The organism is Streptomyces sp. 4F14, from assembly GCF_048159485.1.
GTDB lineage: Bacteria > Actinomycetota > Actinomycetes > Streptomycetales > Streptomycetaceae > Streptomyces.
The window spans coordinates 128,863-143,475 of record NZ_JBLRVY010000016.1 but is presented as its reverse complement, the minus strand read 5'-3'; the positions used below and the strand labels follow the sequence as shown (position 1 = coordinate 143,475).

Genomic DNA, 14,613 nt, shown 5'->3' with positions numbered 1-14,613 from the left:
CAACCCCTAAGAAGGAAACCCCGATGACCCCCGCAGAGTTCACCGCCGCCCTGCGCGCCCGCGAGCAACTCCTCGGCTACTGGTGCCTGTTGGACGCCCCGGTCGCGACCGAGCGCATCGCCCGGCTCGGCTACGACTACGTCGCTCTGGACGCCCAGCACGGCCTGTTCGGCTACTCCGGCATGCTGAACAACCTCCTCGCGATCGACTGCAAGGGCTCGACGGCCGTCGGTCTGGTCCGGGTCGAGGCGAACGACCCGGCGCCGATCGGCCGCGCCCTGGACGCCGGGGCGACCGGCGTGATCGTGCCGTTGGTCGACACGGCGGAGGAGGCCGCCGAGGCGGTGGCCGCCGTACGGTATCCGCCGCTGGGGCGGCGTTCGTACGGGCCGATGCGTTCGGCGCTGCGGATCGGGCCGGATCCGGCGGACGCGCACGACGCGACGGTGGTCCTCGCGATGATCGAGACGGCGGAGGGGCTGGCGAACGTCGAGGAGATCTGTGCGACGCCGGGCCTGGACGGCGTGTATGTCGGCCCGTCGGATCTGCGGATCGCGCTGGGCGGGGCCTCGTCGACGGATCCGGCGCTGGCCGACGCCTTCGAGGCGGCGCTCGTGGCCGTGCGGGAGGCGGCGGCGCGGGCGGGGGTCGCCGCCGGTATCCACAACCCGGACGGGGCGCGGGCGGCGAAGCGGCTCGCGGAGGGCTTCACCTTCGCGACCGTCGCCTGCGACCTGGTCCACCTGGAGCAGTCCGCCCGTGACCACCTCGACTCGGCCCGCACCCCTGGAGCGACCCTGTGATCAGCTACGACCGCGGCGACACGGTCCTGCCCACCCCGTCCGTGCAGAGCCACGCCGCGAACCTGACCGTGCTGCCCGGCGGCGACCTCGGCTGCGTCTGGTTCGGCGGCACGCAGGAGGGCATGGCGGACATCTCCGTCTGGTTCTCCCGCCTGGCGCCCGGCGCCACCCGGTGGACGGAGCCGGTGCGCCTCTCCGAGGACCCGGCCCGCTCCGAGCAGAACCCGGTCCTGTTCCCGGCCCCCTCGGGCGCCCTGTGGCTGCTGCACACCGCCCAGCGCGGCGGCGACCAGGACACGGCCGAGGTCAGGATCCGGGTCAGCGAGGACGGCGGCACGACCTGGAGCCCCACCCGGACCCTGTTCACGGGCGGCGTGTTCGTCCGCCAGCCCCCGGTCGTGCTGCCCTCGGGCCGCCTGCTGCTGCCGGTGTTCCGCTGTGTGGTCGCCCCCGGTGAGCGGTGGTCCGGCGACCTGGACACCAGCGCCGTGATGATCAGCGACGACGACGGCGGGACCTGGCGCGAGGAGGGCGTGCCGGGTTCCACGGGCCTCGTGCACATGAACGTCCACCGTCTCCCCAACGGGTTCCTGTGCGCGCTGTTCCGCAGCCGCCGCGCCGACCACGTCCACCGGTCCCTGTCCGTGGACGACGGCGAGACCTGGACCGAGCCCGAGCCGCTGGACCTGCCCAACAACAACTCGTCGATCCAGTACGTCCCGCTCGCCGACGGACGCCTGGCCCTGGTCTACAACCACAGCAGCGCGCTGGACGCCACGGACCGGCGGGTGTCCCTGTACGACGAGATCGACGAGGCGGGCGGGCTCTCCGAAGCCGAGACGGCCACCAGGACCACCACGGTGTCCTCGGCGTTCTGGGGCGCTCCCCGGGCCCCGCTCTCCCTGGCCCTGTCCGACGACGCCGGCCTGACCTGGCCGGCGCGCGCCGACCTGGTGACCGGGGACGGGTACTGCCTCACCAACAACTCCCGCGACGGCCTGAACCGCGAGCTGTCGTACCCGTCGGTCGTCCAGACCCCGGACGGTGACCTGCACATCGCGTACACGCACCACCGCAGGGAGATCCGGCACATCCGGCTCGACCTGCGCTAGGACAACTGCCGGTTCTCGTCGAGGAGTTCACCTGCGTCGTGGTCCGCGTCGAGGCGGGCGAGGAGCCGTAGGCCGTCCTCGGCGGCGCTGCCGGGTGCCGCCGAGAGGACGATCATCTCCATGCCCGAGGCGTCCGGCAGGGCGAAGTTCTCCTGGTGGAGTTCGAGGAGGCCGACGAGGGGGTGGCGGTACGCCTTGCGGCCGTGGGTGCGGGCGCGGACGTCGGCGCGGGCCCACAGGCGCCGGAAGCGTTCGCTGCCCATCGCCAGTTCGCCGACGAGGGAGGCGAGCCGGGGGTCGTCGGGGTACTTCCCGGCGGTCAGACGGAGGTGGCCGACGACGTCGAGGGTGCAGGTCTCCCACTCGGCGTACAGACCGCGCTCGGTCTCCTCCAGGAAGATGTGCCGGGCGGTGTTGAGGCCGGGCAGGACGCGGCCGTACAGAAGAGCGGCGAGGCGGTTGCCGGCGAGGACGTCCATGCGGTGGTCCATCAGCAGGGCGGGCGCTTCGGTGACCAGGCCGAGGACGCGCAGGAGTTCCGGCCTGACGCGTCCGCCCGGGGTCTTCACGCGGCGGCGGGGCCGGCAGGCGAGGCGGCGGAGGTGGTCGCGTTCGGTGTCGTCGAGGCCGAGGACGCGGGCGAGGGCGTCGAGGATCTGCTCGGAGGGCTGGGTGGCGCGGCCCTGTTCGAGGCGTATGTAGTAGTCGACGCTGACGCCGGAGAGGTGCGCGACCTCCTCGCGGCGCAGGCCCTCGACGCGGCGGCGGCTGTCGACGGGGATGCCGGCGGTGGCCGGGTCGACCCGGGAGCGCCGGGTGCGCAGGAAGCCCGCGAGATCGTCCATGCCGTCCAGTATGGGCCCGGCGCGGCCGGTGAGGGTGGTCCTGCCGGTACCAGGAAGTCCTGTCCTAGGAAGGGGTGGCCCTGAACAACGGCCGTACGGGCGGCCAGGATTCGGGGCATCCGATCCGAAGGAGTTCCCGTGAAGACGCTGATCGTCCACGCCCACCCGGAGCCGCTGTCCCTGAACGGCACGCTCAAGGACCTCGCCGTGTCCACCCTGGAGGGCGCGGGGCACGAGGTGCGGGTGAGCGACCTGTACGCGATGAACTGGAAGGCGGCCGTGGACGCCGCCGACTACGGCCCCGCCGCCTCGCCCCGGCTGAACGTGGCCCTCGACTCGGGCCGCGCCTTCGACACCGGGACCCTCACCGCCGACGTCCGCGCCGAGCAGGAGAAGCTCCTGTGGGCGGACACGGTCATCCTCCAGTTCCCGCTGTGGTGGTTCACGATGCCGGCGATCCTGAAGGGCTGGGTGGAACGGGTGTTCACCTACCACTTCGGGTACGGCGTCGGCGAGCACAGCGACACGCACTACGGCGACCGCTTCGGCGAGGGCACGCTCGCGGGCCGGCGGGCCATGGTGTCGGTGACCACGGGCGGCGGCGAGTCGCACTTCTCGGCGCGCGGCATCAACGGGCCCATCGACGACCTGCTGTTCCCGATCCAGCACGGCATCCTCTACTACCCGGGCATGGAGGTGCTCCCGCCGTTCGTGGTGCACCGGGCGGACCGGCTGACCGAGGAGGACTTCCCGGACGTCGCCAAGGCGTGGCAGGAGCGGCTGCTGACCCTGGAGTCGACCGAGCCGATCCCTTTCCGGCGGCAGAACTTCGGGGACTACGAGATCCCGTCGATGCGGCTCAAGGAGGGGCTGGGCGCTCCGGGGCGGTCCGGGTTCGGGCTGCACGTGCGCGGCTGAGTGCCGGGTTCGGGCAGCGTCCGCAGGAACAGCCAGCTCAGCAGCGGCATCAGGGCGAGGGGCGCGAGCGCGGTCCGCAGGGACGTCGCGTCGGCGAGGCGGCCGATCAGGGGGCTCGCGAGGCCGCCGACGCTGACGGTCAGGCCGAGGGTGATACCGCTCGCGGTGCCGATCCGGGAGGGCAGGTAGTCCTGGGCGAGGGTGACCTGGAGGGAGAAGGGCACGTACAGGCCGATCGAGGTCAGGGCCACGAACAGGTAGAGCGCGGGGCCCGGTGTCCACACGACGCCGGCGACGGACGCGGCGGTGAGGGCGTACGCCCAGCGGGCGACGGTCACCCGGTCCCAGCGGTCCGCGAGGGCGCCGCCCAGCAGGGAGCCGACGGCGCCGCCGAGGTAGAGGACGGTCAGGGCGATCGTGCCGGCCGCCGTGCCGCCGCCGGTGCGCTGGCGGGCGTACAGGGCGATGAAGGTGCTCAGGCCGACGAACGTGACCGACCGGAACACCACGGCGAGGGACAGCTTCACGAAGGACGCGGTGTCGTCGCGGCCGGGCGGCGCCGCCGTACCGGGTCCGGCGGTCCGGCGCTGGAGGGCGTGGACGACGGGCAGGCACAGGGCGGTGCCGGCCAGGGCCGGGAGGAGGAGCAGGGGGGTCCAGCGCAGTCCGCCGGCGGCGAGGGCGGCGGTGACCAGGAGGGGGGCCAGGGCGAAGCCGATGTTGCCGCCGGTCGCGAACCAGCCCATGGCGCGGTGGCTGCCGCCCGCGGCGAGGCGGGCGGCGCGGGCGGACTCGGGGTGGTAGGCGGCGACGCCGATGCCGGAGAGCGCGACGAAGGCGAGGGTCAGCGGGTAGGAGCCGGTGAGGCCGCTGAGCGCGATGCCGAGGCCGCCGAGGAGGGTGGAGGCGGGCAGCAGCCAGGGCATCGCGCGGCGGTCGGTGAGCGCGCCGAACACGGGCTGGGCCACGGAGGACAGCAGGGAGGCGGCGAGCACGATGCCGGAGGCGAGGGCGTAGGTGTAGGAGCGTTCGGCGACGAAGAACGGCACCAGGGCGGCCACCGCGCCTTGGTAGACGTCGACGCAGGCGTGGCCCACGGACAGCAGGACGATCGGGGTGTTCCTTCGCATGCCGTCATGCTCCGGGCCCGGCCCGCTGTCCCGCTTTCGATAAACTGCCAGGTGATGACGGAAATCCGCCACGACCCGGTGGCCCCCACCCGCACCCAGTGGCTGGCGCCCGGCGCCGCGATCGACGCGCACCGCCACGACGACCACCAGATCGTCTACGCGGGCCGGGGCGTCCTGTCGGTCACGACCGGCGCGGGCTCCTGGGTCGCCCCGGGCACCCGCGCGATCTGGGTCCCCGCCGGCACACCCCACGCCCACCGGGCGTACGGCGGGCTCGACCTGCACCTCGTGGGGCTGCCCGCCACCGAGAACCCGCTCGGCCTGGACGAGCCGACCGTCCTGGCCGTCGGCCCGCTGCTGCGGGAGCTGATCGTCGCCTACACGCGCGGCGGGTCCGAGAACAGCCCCGACAGCCCTGAGCGGTCGCGGCTGCGCGCCGTCCTCCTCGACCAGCTCCGCGCCTCCCCGCAGCAGCCCCTCCACCTGCCCGCGCCGACGGCTCCCCTGCTGCGGGCGGTGTGCGACCTCCTCGCGGCCGACCCCGGTGACAGCCGGACGCTGGCCGAGCTGGGCCGCGAGGTGGGCGCGAGCGACCGGACGCTGTCGCGGCTCTTCCGCGCCGACCTCGGCATGACGTTCCCGCAGTGGCGCACCCAACTGCGCCTGCACCACGCGCTGGTGCTGCTCACCGAGGGCGTCGCCGTGACCACGGTCGCCCACCGCTGCGGGTGGTCCTCGGCCAGCGCCTTCATCGACGTGTTCCGCCGCGCGTTCGGGCACACGCCGGGCGCCCACCCCGGGTAGCCGTCACACGAGCGGGCGGGCCACCTTCAGGCGGTCGTCGTCGACGAGCTTGCGGACGGCTTCGAGGACGGCGGCCTCCGGCTCGTAGCGCGGGGCGTAGCCGATGAGGGTCCTGGCCTTCTCGATGGTGAGGCAGTGGCCGCGGTAGAGGTGTTCCCAGCTGTTCCGGGCGTGCTCCGGGCTGGTGGTCGCGCGGAACTCCTCCCAGGTCACCGTCTCCAGCGTCGCGGTCTGCCCGAACCAGCCGGCCGCGATCCCGGCGAAGCCTCGGACGGTGAGCGCGGTGGGGGCGACGACGTTGAAGTCCTCGCCGGCCGCCGCGTCCCGGTGGGTGATCGCCCGCTCGAAGGACTGGGCGACGTCGTCGGCGTGGACGTGGTGCATCGACTCGGCGCCGATGCCGGGGATCTTCAGGGGCTGCCCGGCGGAGAGGGTGTACCAGACGGCGGGGTCGAGGTTGCCGAGCGGGTTGATGGGCTCCCAGCCGGGGCCGACGATGTGGCCGGGGTGCAGGGAGGTGGTGACGAGGCCGCCGCTCGCGGTCTCCTCCTTCAGCATCCGGGCGATCAGGTCCTTCTGGATGCCGTACTCGCCGACGGGAGGGGTGCCCGAGGTCTCGGAGATCGGCAGCTTGTCGCTGGGGCCGTAGCGCCACAGGGTGCCGCAGTGCAGGAGGTGGCCGCTCGCGCCGCGCAGCCGTTCGACGAGGGCGGTGGCCGAGTCCAGGGTGAAGCAGACGAGGTCGACGACGGCGTCCGCGTCCAGCGCGGCGATCCGGTCGCCGAAGGTCCCCTCGCGGTCCTCCCGCTCCCGGTCGGCGACGACGTGCCGCACCTCCCGCCACTCGGGAGCGTCGGCGTAGGCGGTACGGGTGCCCCGGCTGATGTTGATCACTTCGTGGCCCGCCCGGACCAGCCGGGGGACGAGGAAGGTGCCGATGTGGCCGCTTCCGCCGATGACGACGACTCGCATACAGGTCCCATCTCGCGTTGATCCGACGTGATCCCCCACCGTAGAGCCACGAGGGCGTGCGCGGCGGCCCCGGTGCACCGGCGCACGACCCGGGCCGGCCGAGAGCGCCGGAGCCAGGACGTCGGCCCTTCGGCGTGTACGGCTCGTCCGGTGAATCGCGCGCCGGTGAAGGCGCCCTACACGCACCCCACGGCCGACACGGAGCATGACAACCGGTTCCCGGCGGGCCTCGTGCCCCGCTCTCTTCCTCTCCCGTTTCTTCTCCCGTGCTCCCGAGGGGTGTCCATGTCTGGTTCCGCGTCTGTCTCCGCAGGCCGGTGTGTCGTGCTGTTCCCAGGTCAAGGGGCTTATGTGCCAGGGGCGTTGAGTGCCCTCGCCGAGTCCGGGCCCGTGGTGCGTGAGGTGCTGTCGGAGGTCGACCGGGCGGCTGCCCGGCTGGGGCGGGGGCCGGTGTCGGGGCTGCTCCTCGACACGGGGGCGCCCTCGCTGGGGGAACTCGTGGCGGGGGCACCGCAGGATCTGCATCTGGCGATCTTCGCGTCGGAGATCGCGCTGTTCCGGCTGCTCACCGAGCGGCTGGGGTTACGTCCCGGCGTCCTGCTGGGGCACAGCTTCGGTGAGCTGGTGGCGCTCGTGGCGGCCGGCGCGCACGACCTGGAGCGCGGGGTGGCGCTGGTGGCGGCGCGGGACGCGGCGTTCGCGGCCCGTCCGCCGCAGGCCGGGGGGATGGTCGCGCTGGAGGTCTCGGCGGGGCGGGCGGGGCATCTGCTGGCGGCGCTCGCGGAGGGCGAGGTGTGCGTGGCGGCGGACAACGGGCCCCGGCAGTGCGTGGTGTCGGGCCCGAAGGAGGCGCTCGGGCGGGTCCGCAAGGCGGCGGAGGCGGTGGGGATCGCGGCGACCGAGCTGCGGGTGCCGTACCCGTTCCACAGTCACGGGCTCGCCGGGGTCGCGCACGACTTCGCCGTCCGGGCCGGGGAGTTGACGCCGCGTCCGCTGCGACGCCGGCTGTACTCGGCGATCCTGGGCCGGTACGTCGCCGACGACGCCCACGCCGCGCTGGCCGCCGCCCACCTCGTACGCCCCACCCGCTTCGCCGACGCGGTGCGCGTGCTGCACGCCGAGGGGGCGGAGGTGTTCGTGGAGTGCGGGCCCAAGGGGGTGCTGAGCGATCTGGTGACGGGGATCGTGCCGGGGGTGCGGGTGGTCGCGCCGCTGCGGCGGCGGGTGGGGATGGCGGAGTTCGCGGCGGCGGTGAGCGGGGTGGGCGGGGAGGCGACCGCGCTGGGGGACACAGCGCGGCGGGACGCGGGGGCGAGGGGAACGGGGCTGGAAGAAGCGGGGTCGGGAGAGGCGGGGTCGTTGAGAGAGGCAGGGCCGGGAGAGGAGGGGCCGTCGGGAGAGTCGAGGTCATCGGGAAAGGTCGCTTCGAGCCGGCTGCGAGCCGTGCTGCCCGCGCCGGACCTTCGCCCCGACCCCGCGCCCCATCCCGGCCCCGCACCCCAGCCCGCACCAGACCTTCACTCCGACCCCACACCTCAACCCGCCCCCGCCTCCCCACCCGCGCACACCGAACTCGTCGCCGTCCTCCGGGACTTGTACGCCCAGGCCCTCGGCTACCCCCCGGACGTCCTCACCTCCGACGCCGACCTGGAGGCCGACCTCGGCATCGACTCCATCAAACAGGTCGAGCTCTTCTCCCAGGCCCTGGAGCGCTACGGCCGCCGCCTCCCTCCGGACGGCAGCCGCCTGACCAGCTACACCACCCTCGACGACCTGGCGGCCCTGCTGCTGGACCTGCCGACGGCGGCGGGCCGATGACGGCCGCGGAGCTTCCGGCCGCCCCCGACCTCGCGGGGCGCGTCGCGCTGGTGACGGGCGGCGGCAAGGGGGTCGGCGCGGCGATCAGCCGTGAACTGGCCCGGCACGGCGCCCATGTGATCGTGAACTACTTCCACTCCCCCGACCGGGCCGAGGAGACGGTCGCGGCGATCCGCGCGGCGGGCGGCTCCGCCGAGGCCCTCCGCACGACCGTCGCCAAGCCGGAGGCGGTCGCGGAGATGTTCGCGGCGGTCGCCGACGCCCACGGCGGTCTGGACGTACTGGTGAACAACGCGGCGCGGGGTGTCTTCGCCCGGTACGACGAGCTGACGGACCGCGAGTGGCGGCGGGCGCTGGACACGAACGTGCACGGCGCCCGCTGGTGCGCCCTGGGCGCGGTCCCGCTCCTGGAACGGCGCGGCGGCGGAAGCATCGTGAACGTGTCGTCGATCGGCGCGGGCCTGGCGATGGACAACTACCTGCTGGTCGGGGTGTGCAAGGCGGCGCTGGAGGCGATGACCCGGTATCTCGCGGCGGATCTCGGGCCGCTCGGCATCCGCGTGAACACGGCGTCGGCGGGGCTGCTGGACAATGCGACGGCCGGGCTGTTCCCGCAGGCGGAGGCGTTACGGCGGGTGTACGCGGGGGCGGCGCCGCTGGGGCGGGTGGGCACCGAGGAGGAGTTGGCACGGCTCGTGGCGTTTCTCGCCTCGCCGCAGTCCGGGTGGGTGTCCGGGCAGTCGTTCCTGGCCGACGGGGGTCTGTCGGTGGGACGGGCGATGCTCACCCCGCGCGCCCCCGTCACGGCGGAGGCGGAGACGGAGACGGTCGCCGTCGTGGGGATGGGCGTCGTGGCCCCCGGCGTCGACGGTCCCGACGCCCTGTGGGAACGGCTCGTGGAGGGCCGTCCGGTGTTCACGGAACCGGGGAAACGCTTCGCGCTGGAGGACTTCTGGTCCGACGATCGCGGCGCGGCCGACCGCACGTACAGCCGGGTCGCGGGCTACGCGCACGGCACCGGCGACTTCCTCACCGCCTGGCTGCGCGCCGCGCTCCTCCAGTGCGGCCCGCCGCCGCGAGGCGTCCGCGCGGCGTGCTTCGTGGGGGCGTGGAACGAGGGCAGCCAGCACGTCGAGGAGAGCGTCCTCGTCGAGGCCGTCACCGAGGGGACCGGCTCCGAGGAGGTCCGCTCGCTGCTGCGCGGGCGCTTCCCGCACGCCGGTGCCCTCGCCGACCACCTCCCCCACGCGGCGGCCCGAGCAGCCCTGGAGGGCATCCTCCCCGCGTCGACGCCCGTGCAGATCGTCGACACCGCCTGCTCCTCGTCCCTGTACGCCATCGACCTCGGCGCGAAGAGCGTCCTGGACGGCGACTGCGACATCGCGTACTGCGGGGGCGCCTTCTCCCAGGGCCCGCGCTACAACGTCCTGTTCGCGCAGCTGAACGGGTTGAGCCGGACGGGCCGGGTGCGGGCGTTCGCCGAGGACGCGGACGGCGTGCTGTTCTCCGACGGCGCGGGGCTCGTCGCCCTCAAGCGGCTGGACCGGGCGCGGGCCGACGGTGACCGGGTGCTGGCGGTGCTCGCCGGGTTCGGGGCGGCGTCCGACGGGCGCGGCAAGGCCGTCCACGCGCCCAACCGCACCGGCCAGGAACGGGCGTTGACGCGGGCGCGCGCGGTGAACGCGGTTCCGGCCGGGCAGCTCGACTGGGTGGTGGCGCACGCCACGGGCACCCCGGTGGGGGACGCGGTGGAGCGCGCGGTGCTGGAGGAGGCCCACCCGGGCGTCCTGTGCACGTCGAACAAGTCGGTGGTGGGGCACACTGGTTGGGCCGCCGGGGTCCTGTCGGTCGTCCACGCGCTCCAGGGCCTCGCCCACTCGACGGTGCCCGCCCAGGTCCCGTACGACGGGATCGCCCCGTCCGCGCTGCGCATCCCCGCGCACACGGCGCCGCTCCCCCGCCGGCCGGACCGGCCCCGGACGGTGGGCGTCTCGTCGTTCGGGTTCGGCGGCACCAACGCGCACCTCCTCCTCCAGGACGAGTCCGCGCCCCGCTCGCAGCCGCCGGTCCTCGACGGGGACCCGGTGGTCGTCATCGGCTGGTCCGCGCACCTGCCCGGCACACCGGACGAGGCGGAGGTCGCACGGCGCCTGGCGGCCGGACTCCCGCCCGCCGAGCGGCGGTTCGGTACGCCGTACCCGGTGCCGCCGCTCGGTGAGGTGCGGATGCCGCCGCGTACGGCCGCCTCGATCGACCCGGCGCAGTTGATGGCGTTGCAGGCCGTCGCGCGGCTGTCCCCGTTCTGGGAGGGGCTGACGGAGACCACCGGGGTGATCACCGCGCACACCGGGGTGCCGGTCACCTCGGCCGACATGAGCGTGCGGTGCTATGCGCGGTCACTCGAACTCGGCGAGCCCGTGCGGGCGTTCGTCGACACCGTGCTGGACCGCACCCCGGCCGCGGGCGAGGACACCCTCGCCGGGCTGATGCCGAACGTGATCCCCGCCCGGGTGGCCGCCGCCCACGACCTGCACGGGCTGACGATGACCGTCGACACCGGCCCCACCTCGGGCCGCAGCGCACTGCGGACCGCCCAGAAGTACCTGAGCCGGGGGGAGTTGGACCTCGCGCTCGTCCTCGGCGTGAACGGCGGCGGCACCCCGCTGTTCGCCCGCCTCCACGGTCTGCCCGAAACCGCACCGGCCGAAGGGGCGTTCACGCTCGCCCTGACGCGCGCGTCGGTCGCCCGTGAACGCGGCTGGCCGGTCCTGTCCCCGCTGGACGACCTGCTGTCGGCCCTGCCGGACCGGGACGGGTTCGCGACGGACCGCACCTGTCTGGCGGCGGACGACCTGATCGAGGTGGTACGCCAACTCCCGTGCTCTGAGCCTTGCTTGACGCATCGTCACACGGTGTCCTGGGAGCGGTCCGGTGCCGTACCGAAGCCGAAGACGCACCTCTCGCCGGACACGCTCGTCCTCACCGACTCCGCGTACCCCCCTCGACTCGCCCCTTCTTCCCGCCTGTTGACGCTCCGGCCGGGCGACGATCCGCAGGCGTCCGTCGAGAAGGTCCTCGCCGGGAATCCGCAGGGCTTCCGTCACCTCCGTGTCATCACCGACCTGCGGGCGGCTCCGGCGTGGCCCGCGCCGCCCGGTGAGACCCTCCTCGCCGTCCAGGAGGCGGCGTTCCTCGCCACGCGGGAGCTGCGGGACGCGCTGGTGGACTCCGGCACGCTCGGGGTCGTGGTCCTCACGGAGTCACCGGCGCCGCACGCCCATCTGTTCACGGGGTTCGTGAAGAGTCTCGCGTGGGAGCTGACCGGGTGCACTCCGCTCGCGCTGCTGACCGACACCGCGTCTCCCCAGGCGGCGCTCGCCGACCTGGAGACTGAACTCAGGCGCGGGCGGGAGGGGTTGCCGGTGGTCGTGCACCGGGGCGGGGTGCGGCTGGTCGAGCGGTTGCGGCGGGACGACGTACCGGGTGGGGCGCTTCCGCTGGAGCCGGGGGCGGTCGTGGTCGCGACCGGGGGTGCGCGGGGGATCACCGCCGCGTGTCTGATCGGGCTGGCCGAACGGGTGCCGGTGCGGCTGCACTTGGTCGGCTCCAGTCGGCTGGAGGACGTGCCGGACGGGTTGTTGGCCGCCGGGGACGGTGAACTGGCGGGGCTGCGGGCCCGGTTCATCGCCGACCAGCGGCGCGCGGGGCCCGGAGTGTCGGTGCGGGAGATCAACCAGCGGTTCGAAAGGCTGCTGAACGCGCGGGAGTCGCTGCTGAACCTGGCCAGGCTGCGGGAGCTGTGCGGTGACGGCAACGTCCGCTTCCACACCGCCGACGTGACCGACGCGCGGGCGGTGCGGCGGGTGGCCGAGGCGGTCGGGCGGGTGGATCTGCTGGTCAACGGGGCCGGGGTGCATCATCCCGGGGACATCACGCGCAAGGACCTGCCGGGGATGCGGCGGGTGCGGGACGTGAAGCTGATGGGCTACCACCGGCTGCGGGAGGCGTTCAGCGGGGTGTCGGCGCCCCGGCTGTGGTGCAACTTCGGGTCGGTGACGGGGCTCGCCGGGCTGCCCGGGGAGAGCGACTACTCCCCGGCCAACGACTTCCTCGCGGGGGCCGCCCAAGCCGTCGGCGGCGACGGCGAGTTCACGATCGCGTGGACGATCTGGGACGAGACCGGGCTCGGCTCCGGGAGCGTCGTCCAGGCGTACACGGCACGGACCGCGCGGCTCAGCCGGATGACGACGGCGGAGGGGGTGGCGCACTTCCTCGACGAACTGTCCCGGCCCCGGCGCGACCGGCTCGTCACGTTCCTCGGCGAGGCCGAACACGCCTCCTTCGACCGGCAGTTCCCCGGACTGCTGGACACGCCCGGCCTGGTGGCCTCCCCCGGGCTGGGGGCTTCCCCCGGACTCGTGGCCTCCCCCGGACTCGGGGCCTCCCCCAGGCTGCCGGGCTCCCCCGGACTGCTGGGCGAGCCGCACGAGCCGGGGCGCTGGCGGTTCTCCCTCGATGTGCGCACCCACGGCTTCCTCCTCGACCACATGGTCGACGGCCGTCCCACGCTGCCCGGCGTGATGCTGGCGGACCTCGCCGTGCAGGCGGCGCGTTCCCTCGTTCCGGGGCTGCCGGTGCGCGCGGTGGAGAACCTGGCGTTCTCGGCGTGGGTGCGGGCCCGGGGCGACGGCGTGCCCGTCGGCTTCCGGGTGACGGCCAGGGCCACCGGCAGCGCCGGTGCGCGGTCCGTCGCCGTCGTCGTCCACTCCGACACGGTCGCGCCCGACGGGCGGGTCCTCGCCCGTGACCGCGAGCACTTCCGGGCGGTCGTACGGCTCGGCGGCCCGGCGCTCCTGCCGGTGCCGACGGGTGAGCCGGACGCGTCCTGGCCGTCCGTCGCCGACCCGTACTACGAGGATGTCTCGCCCGCCCTCCTCACCGGCGTGTTCCGGGCCACCGAGGGGTGGCGGGCGGGTCCGGGCGGAAGTACCTGCCTCTGGCGGCCCGGCGACGGACTCCCCCGGCTGGGCATCCCGTGCGTCCTGCTGGACGGCCTCGCGCGCACCCGGTGGCTGGGCGGCGCCGCCGTGGCCGTGCCCCGGCACATCGCGCGCATCTCCCTGTACACGGACGCGGACGACACCGCCCTTGCCCTTGCCCACCCCGAGGGCGTCGCCCTGTCCCACTGCGCCGCGACCGGCGTGTGCACCGCGCGGTCCGCCGACGGGCAGGTCCTCGCCCAGATCACCGGCCTGACCGGCACCGAACTCGCCTCCCAGTGAAGGACGTCATGGAACTCACCGGACAGACCGCGCTCGTCACCGGCGGCACGCGCGGCATCGGACTCGCCATCGCCCACCGGCTCCTCGCGGCGGGCGCACAGGTCGTGATCAGCGGCCGGGACGAGGAGACCGGCCGTACGGCGCTGGCGGGGCTCGACGCGGGGGACGACGCCGTGCTGTGCGTCGGGGACGCCACGTGCCGCGCGGACGCCGAGCGGGCCGTGGACACGGTCCTGGAGCGGTTCGGGCGCCTCGACATCGTCGTCAACAACGTCGGCGGGGCTACGGAGTTCGCGACGGTCGCCGAGATCAGCGACGAGGTGTGGCACGCGACGCTGTCCCTGAACCTCGACCCGGCGCTGTACACGACGCGCAGGGCGCTGGGTCCGCTGGTGCGGCAGCGGTCCGGGCGGATCATCAACATCGCGTCGATGGAGGGCCGGGACCCGGATCCCGGGCTGTGCGCGTACGCGACCGCGAAACACGCGCTGATCGGGTTCACCCGGGTCCTGGCCAAGGAGGTCGCCGCGCACGGCATCACCGCGAACTGTGTCTGTCCGGGGGCGGTGGTCACGGACTGGGTGCGGGAGAGGGGCCCGGCGGCCGCCGCGGTGCTGGGCACCGACTACGACGGCCTGATCGGTCACCTCACCGGGCGCACCCTCACGGGACGGCTGACCCTGCCGGACGAGGTCGCGGCGGCGGTGCTGTGGCTGGCGTCGCCGGCCGGCGCGGGGGTGACGGCCGCGTCGATCCCGGTGGACGGCGGCGCGACCCTCTGACGGACGGGGGGGGGGGGGGGGGGGGGGGGGCGCGGCGGCCGGGGGGGGGGGGGGGGGGCGGGGGGGGGGGGGGGGGGGGGGGGGGGGGGGGGGGGGGGGGGGGGGGGCCCCGGGGGGGGGCGGGCGGGGGGGGGGGGCGCCCGGGGG

The 14,613-nt window shown here is 74.5% G+C and carries 10 protein-coding genes; 7 read left to right on the top strand and 3 right to left on the bottom strand.

Features of this window, described 5'->3' with window-relative positions; genetic code table 11:
• The first annotated feature begins 23 nt into the window (after positions 1 to 23).
• Together ACLZOT_RS27100 and ACLZOT_RS27095 are read left to right on the top strand one after the other, a co-directional pair.
• Positions 24 to 803, top strand: a complete 780-nt coding sequence (locus tag ACLZOT_RS27100; protein WP_416971690.1) for an HpcH/HpaI aldolase family protein — start codon at positions 24 to 26, stop codon at positions 801 to 803.
• Positions 800 to 1,915 carry a sialidase family protein gene (locus ACLZOT_RS27095; protein ID WP_416971689.1) on the top strand — a complete coding sequence of 372 codons (1,116 nt, stop codon included), beginning with the start codon at positions 800 to 802 and terminating at the stop codon, positions 1,913 to 1,915. The genes ACLZOT_RS27100 and ACLZOT_RS27095 overlap by 4 nt, the downstream gene beginning before the upstream one ends.
• On the opposite strand, the gene ACLZOT_RS27090 is transcribed toward ACLZOT_RS27095, so the two are convergent.
• Positions 1,912 to 2,760: a helix-turn-helix transcriptional regulator gene (locus ACLZOT_RS27090; protein WP_416971688.1), complete on the bottom strand. Its 849-nt coding sequence runs from the start codon at positions 2,758 to 2,760 to the stop codon at positions 1,912 to 1,914. The two genes, ACLZOT_RS27095 and ACLZOT_RS27090, sit on opposite strands and share 4 nt — an antisense overlap.
• A 138-nt stretch (positions 2,761 to 2,898) precedes the next feature.
• Here ACLZOT_RS27090 and ACLZOT_RS27085 point away from each other — a divergent pair, with 138 nt between their 5' ends.
• Entirely contained in the window at positions 2,899 to 3,678 is a 780-nt protein-coding gene (locus ACLZOT_RS27085) for an NAD(P)H-dependent oxidoreductase (RefSeq protein WP_416971687.1), read from the top strand.
• Here ACLZOT_RS27085 and ACLZOT_RS27080 read toward each other — a convergent pair.
• The gene (locus ACLZOT_RS27080; protein ID WP_416971686.1) at positions 3,597 to 4,808 is read right to left on the bottom strand and encodes an MFS transporter; all 1,212 of its coding nucleotides are present in this window, start codon (positions 4,806 to 4,808) and stop codon (positions 3,597 to 3,599) included. The two genes, ACLZOT_RS27085 and ACLZOT_RS27080, sit on opposite strands and share 82 nt — an antisense overlap.
• Positions 4,809 to 4,862: 54 nt before the next feature.
• On the opposite strand from ACLZOT_RS27080, the gene ACLZOT_RS27075 reads away from it, so the two are divergent.
• Positions 4,863 to 5,612, top strand: coding sequence for an AraC family transcriptional regulator (locus ACLZOT_RS27075; protein WP_416971685.1), 750 nt, complete (start codon positions 4,863 to 4,865; stop codon positions 5,610 to 5,612).
• Between the two features lie 3 nt (positions 5,613 to 5,615).
• Here the strand turns inward: ACLZOT_RS27075 and ACLZOT_RS27070 are convergent, their stop codons facing one another.
• The gene (locus ACLZOT_RS27070; protein ID WP_416971684.1) at positions 5,616 to 6,584 is read right to left on the bottom strand and encodes an NAD-dependent epimerase/dehydratase family protein; all 969 of its coding nucleotides are present in this window, start codon (positions 6,582 to 6,584) and stop codon (positions 5,616 to 5,618) included.
• A 285-nt stretch (positions 6,585 to 6,869) separates the two neighbouring features.
• On the opposite strand from ACLZOT_RS27070, the gene ACLZOT_RS27065 reads away from it, so the two are divergent.
• The 3 genes from ACLZOT_RS27065 to ACLZOT_RS27055 are packed head-to-tail and all read left to right on the top strand — an operon-like array spanning position 6,870 to position 14,466.
• A complete protein-coding gene (locus ACLZOT_RS27065; RefSeq protein WP_416971683.1) occupies positions 6,870 to 8,402 on the top strand; it encodes an acyltransferase domain-containing protein in 1,533 nt (510 codons plus the stop codon).
• Entirely contained in the window at positions 8,399 to 13,684 is a 5,286-nt protein-coding gene (locus ACLZOT_RS27060) for an SDR family oxidoreductase (RefSeq protein ID WP_416971682.1), read from the top strand. Before ACLZOT_RS27065 ends, ACLZOT_RS27060 begins: the two co-directional genes overlap by 4 nt.
• An 8-nt stretch (positions 13,685 to 13,692) precedes the next feature.
• Positions 13,693 to 14,466 carry an SDR family NAD(P)-dependent oxidoreductase gene (locus tag ACLZOT_RS27055; RefSeq protein WP_416971681.1) on the top strand — a complete coding sequence of 258 codons (774 nt, stop codon included), beginning with the start codon at positions 13,693 to 13,695 and terminating at the stop codon, positions 14,464 to 14,466.
• Positions 14,467 to 14,613: the final 147 nt, after the last annotated feature.